Below are 13,619 nucleotides of genomic sequence, written 5' to 3'. Positions count from 1 at the left end.
GTTATCGACACCTAATGAGTAACTATTTTGGCAACTGAATTTTACAGTCTTCGCTTTGACGATAGATTATTAGCGTGTGGCCGATAACCTGAAGCTTAACTGAGTTTGTTTCACGAACAATGGCATCCATGATTAGCGCTTTCTCTTCGCGATCATCGGTTGGCACCTTAACTTTAATTAATTCGTGATGGTTAAGGGCGTTGTCAATTTCTGCTACTACCCCTTCTGTAAGGCCGTTTGCGCCTAGTTGCACAACGGGTTTCAGTGGGTGTGCAAGGCCTTTAAGAAATTGTTTCTGTTTATTTGAAAGTTTCATGAAGTAATAATTCTTACAATTAATCTGTTAGTTTATGCTTGAAATAACGTATTCTAACGCCATCTCGTCTACAATCCTAATGACATTGTATTGGAATGACAAAAAAGAAACACTCTGCCAGTAGTAAACGCTGGTTACAAGAACACGTCAGCGACCATTATGTGCAAAAAGCACAGAAGGAAGGTTGGCGCTCGCGAGCTATCTACAAACTGGAAGAAATCCAGAAAAAAGATAAGCTTATAAAACCCGGTATGACACTTGTGGACCTTGGGGCTGCGCCTGGTGGCTGGTCTCAGTTGGCTGCACAACTGGTTGGTGACAATGGTCAAGTTATCGCATGCGATATATTGCCCATGGACCCTATAGTTGGCGTAGACTTTCTGCAAGGTGATTTTCGAGAAGATGCCGTTCTCGAAGCACTATTGAACAGAATTGGTGGGAACACCGTAGATATAGTGTTGTCTGATATGGCACCAAATTTAGCGGGTAATGCTTCTGTTGACCAATCGCGCTCGATGTATCTTTGTGAACTCGCGCTCGATATGTGTCATCAAGTATTAAAACCAGGAGGGGCTTTTGTTATAAAAGTCTTTCAAGGGGAAGGTTTTGTTGAGTACATGAACGCACTTAAACAATCTTTCACCACCATAAAGACACGCAAGCCAGACTCGTCCAGATCACGTTCTCGTGAGGTGTATTTGGTGGCTTGTGGGTATAAAGTGTAGTAGGCTTTGGGATAAGCGGTTTTCGTTGCGAACGAGTTTGGTTGTTCAATAATCAAAGTGTTGAATATCCCAGCAGTTCGGGTTTATAGAGGTTAGTAGCATTGAGCGATATGGCAAAAAATTTAATCTTATGGTTAGTCATCGCCGTTGTTTTAATGTCGGTTTTTCAGAGCTTTTCACCTAGTGAATCAGCTCGTTCACAAACCGACTACACAACGTTTTTGAGAGAAGCAGAACAGGGAAATATTCGTGAAGTTCGCATCAATAATAATGGCGAAATTCGCGGTACAAAGCGTTCAGGCGACACTTTTCAAACTTTCGTACCTTACTTCGACGACAAGTTGATTTCTGACTTGGTTAAGAATGACGTAAGAGTGTACGGCGAACCACCTGAAGAGCAGTCTCTTCTTACATCTATTTTTATTTCATGGTTCCCCATGTTGTTGCTTATTGGTGTGTGGATTTTCTTCATGCGTCAAATGCAAGGCGGTGGTGGCCGTGGTGCAATGTCATTTGGTAAGAGCAAAGCGCGCTTACTGGGTGAAGACCAAATTAAGACAACATTTGCTGATGTCGCTGGTTGTGACGAAGCCAAAGAAGACGTGTCTGAACTGGTAGATTTCTTGCGCGACCCATCTAAGTTCCAAAAACTTGGCGGTAAGATCCCGAAAGGCGTATTAATGGTGGGGCCTCCTGGTACAGGTAAAACCCTACTTGCAAAAGCAATTGCTGGTGAAGCAAAAGTGCCTTTCTTTACCATCTCAGGTTCTGACTTTGTCGAAATGTTCGTTGGTGTTGGTGCATCGCGTGTGCGTGACATGTTCGAACAAGCAAAGAAAGCAGCCCCATGTATCATTTTCATCGATGAGATTGATGCAGTGGGTCGTCAGCGTGGCGCAGGTTTAGGTGGTGGTCACGATGAGCGTGAGCAAACCCTTAACCAAATGCTAGTTGAAATGGATGGCTTCGAAGGTCACGAAGGTATTATCGTTATTGCTGCGACAAACCGTCCAGATGTCCTTGACCCTGCATTACTTCGTCCGGGTCGTTTTGACCGTCAGGTAGTGGTAGGTTTGCCAGACATTCGCGGTCGTGAACAAATACTTAAGGTGCACATTCGCAAGGTGCCAGTGGCTGAAAACGTAGAACCTTCTGTTATTGCCCGTGGTACACCAGGTTTCTCTGGTGCAGACTTAGCGAACCTTGTAAACGAGGCTGCACTCTTTGCTGCTCGCGGTAACAAACGTCTTGTTTCTATGGAAGAGTTTGAAAAAGCCAAAGACAAAATCATGATGGGCTCTGAGCGTAAGTCAATGGTTATGTCTGAGCCTGAAAAAGAAATGACAGCGTATCACGAAGCGGGTCACGCTATTGTGGGTCGTTTAGTACCAGAGCATGATCCTGTTTATAAGGTATCTATTATCCCTCGTGGTCGCGCGTTAGGTGTTACCATGTATTTGCCTGAGCAGGACCGCGTAAGCCACTCTAAACAGCACTTAGAAAGTATGATCTCTAGTTTGTTTGGTGGCCGTATTGCTGAAGCCATTATTTATGGTGACGATAAAGTAACTACCGGAGCGTCTAACGATATTGAACGTGCAACTGAAATTGCGCGCAAGATGGTAACGCAGTGGGGCTTATCGAGCAAAATGGGTCCAATGCTTTACGCTGAAGATGAAGGTGAAGTTTTCCTTGGTAAGTCTATGTCAAAGGCAACAAATATGTCTGATGACACAGCGCGTGCCATTGATGCGGAAATTAAGTCTTTAATTGACCGTAACTATGACCGTGCTCAGAAGATCCTTGAAGAAAACATCGATATCTTGCATTCAATGAAAGACGCACTGATGAAGTACGAAACCATTGATGCTAAACAAATCGATGATTTAATGAATCGCACTGACGTACGTCCTCCTGCAGATTGGGACGACAGCAGACCTTCTGACGGCGGTAAACCAAGTGGTGGTGCACCTGTTCGCGAAGGCGAGATTAAAAATGATGGCGTTGATAAGCCGTCTGTAGGTAAGCCTGGAGATATTCCAAGCTAACCACACCTAAATAGTGAAAAACGCCAGTTTATCTGGCGTTTTTTATTTGTACTGAATTAGGTAGACTACACCTAGTGAAACCACGTTCTTTGACTTTCTTAGTTTGAACATCGGTATTCTACCTGAGCCACTTTTTTAACGATGAGCCTATCATGCAGTTCGGTAATCATTTTATTAGTCTTTCTCAGCCCCACGTAATGGGCATATTGAATGTCACTCCTGACTCATTTTCAGATGGTGGTAAACACGCTTCTGTTGAAAAAGCACTGAAGCGCGCGCTTGAAATGGTTGAACAGGGCGCAACCTTCATCGACATTGGTGGTGAGTCCACGCGACCGGGTGCGCCAGACGTTTCGTTGCAAGAAGAATTAGATAGAACAATTCCCGTTATTGAAGCCGTAGCCCGTAATAGCGACTGCGTAATTTCTATTGATACAAGCAAAGCTCAAGTGATGACTGAAGCGGTAAAAGCGGGGGCGGGCCTGATAAACGATGTTCGTGCACTTCAAGAACCTAATGCACTTGAAGCCGCAGCAAATGCGAAAGTGCCTGTATGTTTGATGCACATGCAAGGTCAGCCACGCACAATGCAAAACAATCCAAGTTACAATGATGTTGTCGCAGATGTAAGCGCCTTTTTAAGCGAACGCGTTAAAGCGTGTGAAGCTAAAGGGATTGTAAAAGAACGGGTGTTACTTGACCCGGGTTATGGCTTTGGTAAGTCACTTGAGCACAATTATGCATTAGTAAAACATTTGCCAGAAATTATGGAACTGGGCTATCCGGTGTTAGTCGGCATGTCACGAAAGTCTATGATCGGCAATCTTCTTAACAGAAAAGTAGATGAGCGCTTGGCTGGAAGCATAAGCCTCGCTACAATTGTTGCCCAAATGGGCGCACATATCATTCGCGTACACGATGTTGCCGAGACTGCTGATGCAGTAAACATCGTAAAAATGCTGAATACAATCGAATAAGGAATAATAATGACTCAGCGCAAATACTTCGGTACGGATGGCATCCGCGGTAAAGTAGGTGAAAGTAACATCAACCCTGAATTTGTCACCAAGCTTGGTTGGGCCGCAGGTAAAGTACTTGCAGGAAGAGGGACAAACAAGGTACTTATTGGTAAAGATACACGTATATCGGGGTATATGCTTGAATCGTGTCTTGAAGCAGGATTGTCTGCAGCGGGTATCGACATTGGTTTACTTGGACCTATGCCAACACCGGCGATTGCTTACCTTACCAAAACCTTCCGTTCAGAAGCGGGTATTGTGATTAGTGCATCACACAACCCGTTTTATGACAATGGTATAAAGTTCTTTTCTGCTCAAGGTTTTAAGTTAGATGATGACATTGAGCTTGCTATTGAAGATATGCTTGACCGACCGATGACCTGTGTTGCGTCAGACAAACTGGGTAAAGCAGTACGTATTAACGACGCGGCTGGGCGTTATATTGAGTTTTGTAAGGGCACATTCCCATCAGAGCTTTCACTAACTGGCCTGAAGATTGTTGTGGATTGCGCACACGGCGCGACTTATCACATTGCGCCAAACGTACTGCGCGAGCTAGGTGCGACCGTAATAGAATTGGGTACGGCACCTAATGGCTTGAACATCAATGAAGGGGTAGGCGCTACCTCGATGGACAGTATTGTTGAAAAAGTAAAAGAAACGGGCGCTGATTTAGGCTTTGCATTAGATGGTGACGGTGACCGCATTATGATGGTTGACCATTTAGGCAATGTGCTAGATGGAGACCAAATTGTTTACATCATTGCTCGCGATGCGCTAAAAAATGGAAAAATGCAAGGTGGTGTTGTTGGCACACTAATGAGTAACTTGGGTCTTGAAAATGCATTAAGTAAGCTTGGTGTTCCTTTCGCACGCAGCAATGTTGGTGATCGCTATGTAATGGAATTACTTCAACAAAAGGGTTGGAGTATTGGTGGCGAAAACTCAGGTCACGTACTTAACCTAAACATGTGCTCGACAGGTGATGGTATTGTTGCCGGGTTACAAGTGCTTGCAGCTATGTTGCGCTCTGATATGGATCTCAACAAGTTGGCAAGTGGCTTTGAAATGTATCCGCAAACGCTAGTAAATGTTCGTTACGCCAATCAAGATGAAGATTATCTCGCCCATGAGCAAGTGCAGGCAGCTAAGCTTGAAGCTGAAGCTGGTCTGGGTAAAAACGGGCGTGTTCTTCTGAGAAAAAGTGGTACAGAGCCTTTAATCCGTGTGATGGTTGAGTCTAACGATGAGCAGCAATCAGCGAAATGGGCAGAGCACATCGCTGAAACTGTTCGTAAACTCGCCAATTAGTTGGCGTAGCAGGATTTTTCACTTTTTGTGCTTGTATCTTACCGATTAAATAGTTAATATCACGCCCGCTTGAAAGACAGGGCTAAGGTCTGCGTTGTGAGTAAAATAGAAAGACAGCCATTTGTGGCTGGAAACTGGAAAATGAACGGAAGTTTGTCGCTTGTAGCAGACTTCAACAAAAAGCTCGCTGAAGTGAAGTGTGATGCACAAGTCGTTGTTTGTGCGCCATCAGTTCTACTTCACGGATTTGAAAAGGTTGGTTTTTCAATTGGTGCTCAAAACGTCAGCCATCTTGATAACGGCGCTCATACTGGTGAACTATCAGTAGAGATGTTAAAAGAAGCAGGGTGTGATTATGTAATTGTAGGTCACTCTGAACGTCGTGAAGATCAAGGTGAGTCGAATGCTTTGGTTGCGCAAAAAGCGCAAAAAAGCATAGCGGCAGGTCTTACTCCTATTATCTGCGTAGGCGAATCGCTTGACGTTAGAGAAGCTGGAGACGTAGAGTCTTTTGTTGCTGAGCAGTTAAATGCGCTAACATCACTGATGACAGTTGATGAGCTTAAGCGAAGTGTTATTGCCTACGAGCCAATTTGGGCTATCGGAACAGGTAAAACAGCAAGCCCTGAACAGGCACAAGAAGTTCACGAATTTATCCGCGGTTACTTTAGTAAAGTAGACGCAGAATTGGCGCAAGGCCTTCGTATATTGTACGGTGGTAGTGTTAAGCCTGATAATGCGGCAACCTTGTTTTCGCAGCAAGATGTCGATGGTGGCTTAATTGGCGGTGCCAGTTTAAAAGCTGAAGATTTTATTTCAATTTGCCAAGCGGCAAACTGACGAGGTATTTATGATTTACGAAGTGCTATTAGTAGCATACCTTATCGTTGCACTTTTATTGATTGGATTTGTACTTATCCAACAAGGTAAAGGCGCAGACATGGGCGCTTCATTTGGTTCAGGTGGTTCAAACACTGTGTTTGGATCAACAGGTTCAGGTAACTTTATGACGCGTACAACTGCTATTTTGGCAGGTTTGTTCTTCTTTATTAGCCTTATGCTAGGTGCATTGTCTGCAAACCGCGAAAGTGCGGAAGACGAGTGGAACAACCTTGAGGTACCTGCGGCAGTTGAAGCGCCTGTAGAAATACCTGCTGACCAAGATGTTCCAGTAGCAGACGACGCTAGTCAGTCGGATGTACCTGATACAGACGGTAGCAACTAAATAATCTAATTCGCGGAAGTGGTGGAATTGGTAGACACGCCATCTTGAGGGGGTGGTGAGCATAGCTCGTGCGGGTTCAAGTCCCGCTTTCCGCACCAATTAAAAAACCGTAGCTAATGCTACGGTTTTTTTGTTTGTTGATAAACTAGCAATACAACAATACTTCACTGCTGTTGTCACTTTAGTTTCGCTTCTACTTCTACTTCTGCTTCTGCTTGTGCTTCTTCTTTTCCGATATCCCCACACTAACGATTTGAGGGCTGACGCCCAAAGCCCAATGCCCAACCTAAAGCGCGACTAAAAAGCTACCATACACTGTCTAATAGGAGCGTGTGATTGACCTTATTATGTGTGATTTATGCAACGTTCAGAGTATATTGCGCTGCTATGAAGAAGATAGTTAGAAAGCCACTACTTTTTAAATAGTGTCGCTCTGTTTCTTCCATTTCGCTTAGACTCGTAAAGCGCCATATCTGCGTTAGCTAAGTGTTTAGAAAGTTGAAGCGATGTAGAGCCTGCTGTCACACCAAAACTCGCAGTAAATGTAATAGTGTGGGTGCCGTGTTTTACGTTACCGCGTTCTACTTCACGGCGCGCTTTTTCAACGAGCGCCATACAGTTTTGAGCGGTTATTTCAGGGATAAGTAATACAAATTCCTCTCCGCCCCAGCGGCATACTGTATCCCCGTTGCGAAGTATATTAGTTAAAACGTTTGCTGCTGTGCGCAGTACTTCGTCACCTGCACCGTGACCGTATTGGTCGTTAATCTGCTTAAAATGGTCTAGGTCGACCATGACAATACAAATATTAGCGGAACGCTTTCTTAACTGCTGATAACGACGTTGCAAATAGCTACGATTGGCAAGCCCTGTAAGCGCATCTGTTTCCATACGCTTTTCTAGTTTGCGCTTATAGCTAATAAATACAGCGAAAATACCAGATATAACAATGATGATAACCGATGAAGCAAGTAAAGCGTTTATCGCAAAGGTTTTTGTTAATTGTGCTTGCCTTGTCTCCAATGGCGTTAGAAGTAACAAGCGCCAATTAAGTTGTGGAATACTTATTTCTGAAATTAAAACTTCTTTGTCATCATTCTCTACAATGACATTGCTTAAATCATTGAGGTTTACAGTGGCATCGTCGAACCATGGCAAGCTTTTAAGATCAGGTACGTAATCATCGGTTACTACATAATCTGGCACAGATGACAGAAGCACTTGATTGCGCTCATTAACAAATAGAAAATCGTAACCGTATTGCGCTTTGTATTTGTTAAGTGACTCAATAAAAGATTTGATGGGCTTGCCGACGCCGACAAAGCCTAAAAATTCGTCGTTATCGCTGTATATTTTCACATCAAAAAAGAGATGGACATTACCCACTTGGCCTAGGTCAGCGAGGATACGTTCTTTGGTGTCTAGCGCTTCAAAATACCAGTAAACTTCACCCTCAATCAGATCGAAACTGCGTCCATCTGACATGAGCTGTCTACGTTGTTTTTCTAACGCGACAAAAAAAATTAAGCCTAGCCTTTCTTCCATTCTCGCTAATTGCGCAAGGAGAAACGATTCATCAACGTCGTTCTTGAGAATTTGTTCAAACGTGATTGTTTCCGCGAATGTCTCTGCAATATGAAGGGGTTTTAGCAACTCGCGATTAACGAGTGAGTAGACGGGGCTGACGGCTTGTTGTTGAATGCGACTTTGTTCTGAGACAATATTGTTAATGGCGACATAACCTGTAACCGCGAACACGGATAACAGAGTAATGAGTATTAATATAAGCAAACTTTGATAATGCTTGCCCACTAACGCCTTGAACATTAATACCTCTTTACAGCCCGATCGGTCATTGGATGCGAATAGTACCAGATATTATTGCGTATTTGTTTAACTATTGCAGGTATCAATTCGGCTATATTAGGTCCTTACAAATTTTAAGCTGACCGTTTGAGTCTCTAGGGCTAATTTGTAACAAACATTTAAATTTGTGGAAATACAGCGTCTTACTACTGTCAGAAAAAGTGAGAATCAGCTATTCTTTAGTCGAAAGGTAGTAGTGGTTGTGTTAGCGAAATACAATAAGATGCATCGAGAGGCGCTATAGTGCAGAAAACGCTAAGTCAAAGCTTGTTCCAAACCCTGTTTTTGGGAATTGTAATAGCATCATTGTTAATTATTGGCGCGGTTTGGAAATCTGCTAATTCGTTAGTCGTCGAGAGCATTGACAAAGATATTGCATTAGCAGAAAAAGTGTTTGATAAAGTTGTAGATGACCGCCAAGAAGTCATACGCAGCGTTTCAAATGTTTTATCTCGCTCATTTGATTTTAGAAGGGCAGTGGGCACAGAAGATCTTCCTTCCATAACTGCGGCATTTACCAGCTACGCTCAACGACTTAACACTAATATAATAGCGCTAGTCGGTCTCGACCATACCGTTGTCGTGTCTCACTCATCCTTATTTGAAGAAGGGCAACAACTCGACAGTACACTTCAGTTAGCGGCAAAAGGCGTAGATAGCGGTTTTTTCGTTGTCGATGGCAAGCTAGTGCAGTTGAACCTTTATCGTGTAGAAATTCCCACACTACGCTACTACATGATTATCGGTATCGAATTCGACCAAACGTTGTTAGATGAATTAAAAACACTTGTTGATGCTGAAATCATAATCTCTGAAAAGCAGTCAAAACAGGTGTTGACCACAACGCTTGATGAACCTGTTGCTAATTCTATCTTAGCGCTCGAAGATGACCCCTCGTGGTTAGAAGTGACATTTGGCAGTGAACACCACTATTTCGCTCGCAAAGTGAATATCTCATCTGAGACTAGCTTGCCCGTTAATATAACCTTAGCGTTGGACACCTCTGACTCGTTTAATGCGTTTACGAGTATTCAAATAACAATTCTTGCCTTTACAGTAATCGCAATTTTTATTGCATTAGCGCTTTCCATGCTGCTGTCACGTAATGTAAGCCAACCCGTTTCTAATTTGGTTGCGGCGGTGAATAAAGTGGCGTCGGGTAATTACGGTGCCACCCTTGAAAAACCCTCGAAACTTAAAGAAATTTCTGAACTCGCCAATGCCGTTGATAGCATGCAAGCCAGCATTAAAAGTCGTGAAAAGCACATTCGTTATCAGGCACAGCACGACGTACTTACCGGATTGTACAATCGCAATTTCGTAGAAGATTATTTTGAAAATCAAATGGCCGAGAAAAAATCTGTTCAGGTTATTGCTATCACGGTGCTAGGTTTTCGAACGATCAATGATTTGTACGGCTATTCAAATGGGGATAATACGCTTAAAACATTGGCTATTAGGTTGCAGCGTTGGCCAGGTACCTCAGCGCGTTTGGCAGGCGGCGAGATCTTATATATCACTGAACAGCACCTAACCGAAGACCAGCTCAATACATTAAGACATATTTTAGAACAGCCGGTTGAAAGTAACCTTATTGCAATTCCAGTCAAGGTAGCGATGGCTATTATCAATTGTCCTCAAGATGCCTCTACCTCTGAAGAATTGTTCAGAAAGATGAACATTGTTACTGACGAAGCGATTCATTCGGGGAATTGGTGTGTTAATTATCGCGCTGAGCTTGAGGACAAATACTCAAGAAGGCTTTCGATAACGACGGAACTTAAACGCGCGCTTTCAAGCCAACAAGATGAACTTTCGATGGTGTATCAGCCTAAAGTTGACCTAGCTAGCATGAGAGTTTCCAGTATGGAAGCGCTGATAAGGTGGAACAACAGTGTACTAGGATTTGTTCCGCCAGATGAGTTTATTACTATTGCAGAGCAAGCCGGTCTTATTGAACAGGTTACGACATGGGTAATGCAACAAACTATCACCGACTTGGCGTACTTTAGGAGTAAAGGATATCACTTTACTGTTGCAATGAATCTTTCGACTCAAGATATTCAAAACAAAGTTTTGCTGAATAAATTGGTTCAGAAGCTCAATGATGAAGGCTTGTCTCCTGAAGCCCTTGAGCTTGAAATAACAGAAAGTGACTTAGTTGCAGATGCGTCGTTGGCTATTGAAAACTTGTCTGAGCTCACTGCACGAGGGTTTCATTTTGCAATCGACGATTTTGGAACAGGGTATTCCTCACTTGCCTACCTTAAGAACTTACCTGTTAAAACCATTAAAATTGATAAGAGCTTTATATTATCGCTGGCAAGTGACGAAAACGATCAACAGATCGTCCATACTGTACTGCGCTTAGCCAGTGCGTTTCATCTAAAGGTAGTGGCAGAAGGTGTAGAAGACAAAGCCTCACTAGAAATTTTGAAAGAGTGGGGATGTGATGTGGTTCAAGGTTACTTTATTAGTCGCCCGCTAAATAAAAATGATTTGGAAGCGTGGTTGCAACACACGCCGTTTGGCGCTTAGTCTCTTTTATTGATACCCGAATGTATTACATTTACGAATAAAAAGTAGTAAGTTCATGGTTGTATGTTCGTTTTCAGTTGTCTTTGTCGACATAAGTGGCACTTAATGTGCAGTAAAAACAGCGTAATAAATAAAGACGTGAATTGTGCCAGTAGATGCATTACATAATCACTAAAGTGTGACAATTTTGCTCACTAGATAGTGAAAATAATTCAACAACAAGGAATTTACTATGGATATTATTCGTATTTTATTGTCGATTTTGCTTCCGCCGCTCGGTGTATTTTTGCAGGTAGGAATTGGTGCTCACTTTTGGATAAATATTCTTTTAACGATCTTAGGGTATTTTCCTGGTGTAATTCATGCGGTATACATCATCGCTAAAAAATAGGTGAACATTACAGGCGTTGTTTTTCTTTACTGCAAAAACGCAGTGTCGAAGTCGACGCCTTTCACGATTTTGATTATAAAAAAATGCCAGTGTTTAGCTGGCATTTTTGTATTCAATTCGCGCAGTGCCACTTTTTTGGGGCTAGGGTTAATTGACGTTCCGTGTATTGTTTGCCGACTCACCATTAAGCGGCAGTGGTTGCTGATTCCACCGCTAGTTTCATTTCTTCACGGTATTCATCGGCAAGCTTTGATTTCTGGCGGTCATTAAGTACTTTACCCGCTACTTGAAAGAATTCCTGTTCTTCATCAGCAAGGTGATGCTCTACTTTATCTTGCAGGTTTTTTAGGTGACGCAACCAACCTGGTGAACTCATGTCGGTTTCGTCCAGTTTTTCCAGTAGTTCATCAATTTCATGATGTTCCGCTATGCCATGTCGAGTTAAATCCACAGTGGCATCTTTCTCAAGTAACTGTGAATAGAAATGACGTTCTTCCGCTACTGCGTGACTTTCTAGCTGTACTTTCAATTCTTCATAGTACTCTCGTCTAGCAGCAGTGTTTCCACTGGTTTCAGCAAGGATCTTCAATAGTAGACGTTGTTTTTCATGATCTTGACGTAGTGCTTCAAAAATTTGCATATTATTTTCCTCAGGTAGTTTCGAACGCTTTTACTAATGCGAGAACTATTCCAATCGGGAAAACAATGCTTACTCTATGTTTTTATGGGCTTTTTTTGTCTATGCCATGCGAGGGTGTTAGAGGTAAATATAAAGCGAAGAAAAAATTACATAACTCTTGGAAAAATAGTGCTCACCCTTGTGGTGCAAGGTGCTAAACACCTTGCGCCACTATTGCGTCAGCGAGCTTTCTAAAAGCGGCGACATTAGCGCCTTTCATGTAGTTGATGTAAGTTTCGCCGTCGTGCTTACCTTCGGTAACACAAAGGTTGTGAATATGGTTCATAATGGTTTGTAACTGCTCATCTAAGGTGTCTGCGTTACGTTGACTAAACATTGCATTTTGCGACATCTCAAGACCAGAGAGCGCGACTCCACCTGCATTAGATGCCTTTCCTGGAACGTAAGTCACTTTGGCATCAAAAAATACTTTTTGTGCTTTGTCAGTACAGGGCATATTTGCACCTTCTAAAATCATTGTGCAGCCTTTCTCTATGAGCTTGCGAGCATCGCTCTCGTCTAACTCATTTTGCGTAGCGCAGGGCAGAGCAATATCGCACTTGATATGCCATGGGGTTGCATCGGGTTGCCATTTACCCATCCCTTCATCTGCCATATCAAGTAAAATGTTATCGCGCTGGTTATGATTTTCGATGGCCCAAGTTATGTCGGCTTCGCTTAGACCTTGCTCGTTATACAAAAGGCCACGACTATTAGAAAGCGTCACTACTTTAGCGCCTTTTTCACTGGCCTTAAGTGCAGCGTGAAGCGCGACATTACCAGCGCCAGAAATAATTACGGTCTTACCTTCAACAAAGCTATCCTGAGCGCGGCAAACAGCCTCTAAAAAATAGATGAGACCAAAGCCCGTGGCTTCAGTTCTTACGTAGCTACCACCGAATTCTAGTCCTTTACCCGTTAGTACACCTTCAAACCTGTTATTAAGTCGTCGGTATTCACCATAGAGATAACCTATTTCTCTTGCACCTACGTTAATGTCTCCTGCTGGCACATCAGTATTTGCTCCAATATGGCGTTGGAGCTCTCGCATGAAAGCTTGGCAAAAAAGCATGATATCTCTATCACTTCTTCCTTTGGGGTTAAAATCCGCACCTCCTTTACCTCCTCCCATGGGGAGGCCAGTAAGGGCATTTTTAAAGCACTGTTCAAAGGCAAGAAATTTTAGTACTGATAAGTTCACAGTTGGGTGAAACCTCAAGCCGCCTTTGTAGGGCCCCATTGCTGAGTTGTGTTGAACCCGCCAACCTTGGTTTACCTCGATATCACCATCACTGTTCATCCATGAAATTGTGAAGTAGATAATGCGCTCAGGCATACAAAGCCGCCGTATTACGTCCAAAGATTTGTATGCTTCGTTAGCATTGTAGATAGGCACTATATCTTGAAGCACTTCATGTACGGCCTGAAGATACTCTTTTTCATTTTCAAAGCGCTTATGCAAAAATTGATATATTTCATCAAAGTTACTAAGTTGTGGCAT

At 43.0% G+C, this 13,619-nt stretch carries 12 protein-coding genes and 1 tRNA gene; 9 read left to right on the top strand and 4 right to left on the bottom strand.

Features of this window, described 5'->3' with window-relative positions; all coding sequences use genetic code 11:
- Positions 1–22 precede the first annotated feature (22 nt).
- The gene (gene yhbY / locus JN178_RS11015) at positions 23–316 is read right to left on the bottom strand and encodes a ribosome assembly RNA-binding protein YhbY (protein ID WP_159625746.1); all 294 of its coding nucleotides are present in this window, start codon (positions 314–316) and stop codon (positions 23–25) included.
- A 95-nt stretch (positions 317–411) separates the two neighbouring features.
- Between yhbY and rlmE the strand changes: the two genes are divergently transcribed.
- The 7 genes from rlmE (at position 412) to JN178_RS10980 (ending at position 6,742) form a co-directional block, all read left to right on the top strand.
- Positions 412–1,041: a 23S rRNA (uridine(2552)-2'-O)-methyltransferase RlmE gene (rlmE, locus tag JN178_RS11010; RefSeq protein WP_202261618.1), complete on the top strand. Its 630-nt coding sequence runs from the start codon at positions 412–414 to the stop codon at positions 1,039–1,041.
- Between the two features lie 101 nt (positions 1,042–1,142).
- Positions 1,143–3,089, top strand: coding sequence for an ATP-dependent zinc metalloprotease FtsH (gene ftsH / locus JN178_RS11005; RefSeq protein ID WP_159625742.1), 1,947 nt, complete (start codon positions 1,143–1,145; stop codon positions 3,087–3,089).
- A gap of 152 nt (positions 3,090–3,241) precedes the next feature.
- Entirely contained in the window at positions 3,242–4,066 is an 825-nt protein-coding gene (gene folP, locus JN178_RS11000) for a dihydropteroate synthase (protein WP_202261617.1), read from the top strand.
- Between the two features lie 9 nt (positions 4,067–4,075).
- The gene (glmM, locus tag JN178_RS10995; RefSeq protein WP_202261616.1) at positions 4,076–5,419 is read left to right on the top strand and encodes a phosphoglucosamine mutase; all 1,344 of its coding nucleotides are present in this window, start codon (positions 4,076–4,078) and stop codon (positions 5,417–5,419) included.
- A 96-nt stretch (positions 5,420–5,515) separates the two neighbouring features.
- Positions 5,516–6,259 (top strand): triose-phosphate isomerase, encoded by a 744-nt coding sequence (gene tpiA / locus JN178_RS10990; RefSeq protein ID WP_202261615.1) that lies wholly within the window; start codon positions 5,516–5,518, stop codon positions 6,257–6,259.
- A 10-nt stretch (positions 6,260–6,269) separates the two neighbouring features.
- Positions 6,270–6,644: a preprotein translocase subunit SecG gene (secG, locus tag JN178_RS10985; protein ID WP_202261614.1), complete on the top strand. Its 375-nt coding sequence runs from the start codon at positions 6,270–6,272 to the stop codon at positions 6,642–6,644.
- 12 nt (positions 6,645–6,656) lie between these two features.
- Positions 6,657–6,742, top strand: a tRNA-Leu gene (locus JN178_RS10980).
- 313 nt (positions 6,743–7,055) lie between these two features.
- On the opposite strand, the gene JN178_RS10975 is transcribed toward JN178_RS10980, so the two are convergent.
- Positions 7,056–8,471, bottom strand: a complete 1,416-nt coding sequence (locus JN178_RS10975; RefSeq protein ID WP_202261613.1) for a sensor domain-containing diguanylate cyclase — start codon at positions 8,469–8,471, stop codon at positions 7,056–7,058.
- A gap of 282 nt (positions 8,472–8,753) precedes the next feature.
- Here JN178_RS10975 and JN178_RS10970 point away from each other — a divergent pair, with 282 nt between their 5' ends.
- Both JN178_RS10970 and JN178_RS10965 read left to right on the top strand, forming a co-directional pair.
- Entirely contained in the window at positions 8,754–11,048 is a 2,295-nt protein-coding gene (locus JN178_RS10970; RefSeq protein WP_202261612.1) for a GGDEF domain-containing phosphodiesterase, read from the top strand.
- A 232-nt stretch (positions 11,049–11,280) separates the two neighbouring features.
- The gene (locus JN178_RS10965) at positions 11,281–11,439 is read left to right on the top strand and encodes a YqaE/Pmp3 family membrane protein (RefSeq protein WP_014949371.1); all 159 of its coding nucleotides are present in this window, start codon (positions 11,281–11,283) and stop codon (positions 11,437–11,439) included.
- Between the two features lie 184 nt (positions 11,440–11,623).
- On the opposite strand, the gene JN178_RS10960 is transcribed toward JN178_RS10965, so the two are convergent.
- Positions 11,624–12,079: a hemerythrin domain-containing protein gene (locus tag JN178_RS10960; protein ID WP_159625729.1), complete on the bottom strand. Its 456-nt coding sequence runs from the start codon at positions 12,077–12,079 to the stop codon at positions 11,624–11,626.
- A 193-nt stretch (positions 12,080–12,272) separates the two neighbouring features.
- The gene (gdhA, locus tag JN178_RS10955; protein ID WP_202261611.1) at positions 12,273–13,619 is read right to left on the bottom strand and encodes an NADP-specific glutamate dehydrogenase; all 1,347 of its coding nucleotides are present in this window, start codon (positions 13,617–13,619) and stop codon (positions 12,273–12,275) included.

Source organism: Alteromonas sp. KC3, from assembly GCF_016756315.1.
Classification (GTDB): Bacteria; Pseudomonadota; Gammaproteobacteria; order Enterobacterales; family Alteromonadaceae; genus Alteromonas.
Note: the sequence above shows the minus strand (reverse complement) of the source record. Positions and strands in the feature narration are given on the sequence as shown.

Excerpts from the sequence above, each read along its gene's own strand:
- JN178_RS10960 (WP_159625729.1), bottom strand. The coding sequence starts at position 12,079 with ATGCAAATTTTTGAAGCACTACGTCAAGATCATGAAAAACAACGTCTA.
- gdhA (WP_202261611.1), bottom strand. The coding sequence starts at position 13,619 with ATGCCACAACTTAGTAACTTTGATGAAATATATCAATTTTTGCATAAG.
- secG (WP_202261614.1), top strand. The coding sequence starts at position 6,270 with ATGATTTACGAAGTGCTATTAGTAGCATACCTTATCGTTGCACTTTTA.
- rlmE (WP_202261618.1), top strand. The coding sequence starts at position 412 with ATGACAAAAAAGAAACACTCTGCCAGTAGTAAACGCTGGTTACAAGAA.
- JN178_RS10975 (WP_202261613.1), bottom strand. The coding sequence starts at position 8,471 with ATGTTCAAGGCGTTAGTGGGCAAGCATTATCAAAGTTTGCTTATATTA.
- yhbY (WP_159625746.1), bottom strand. The coding sequence starts at position 316 with ATGAAACTTTCAAATAAACAGAAACAATTTCTTAAAGGCCTTGCACAC.
- folP (WP_202261617.1), top strand. The coding sequence starts at position 3,242 with ATGCAGTTCGGTAATCATTTTATTAGTCTTTCTCAGCCCCACGTAATG.
- glmM (WP_202261616.1), top strand. The coding sequence starts at position 4,076 with ATGACTCAGCGCAAATACTTCGGTACGGATGGCATCCGCGGTAAAGTA.
- JN178_RS10965 (WP_014949371.1), top strand. The coding sequence starts at position 11,281 with ATGGATATTATTCGTATTTTATTGTCGATTTTGCTTCCGCCGCTCGGT.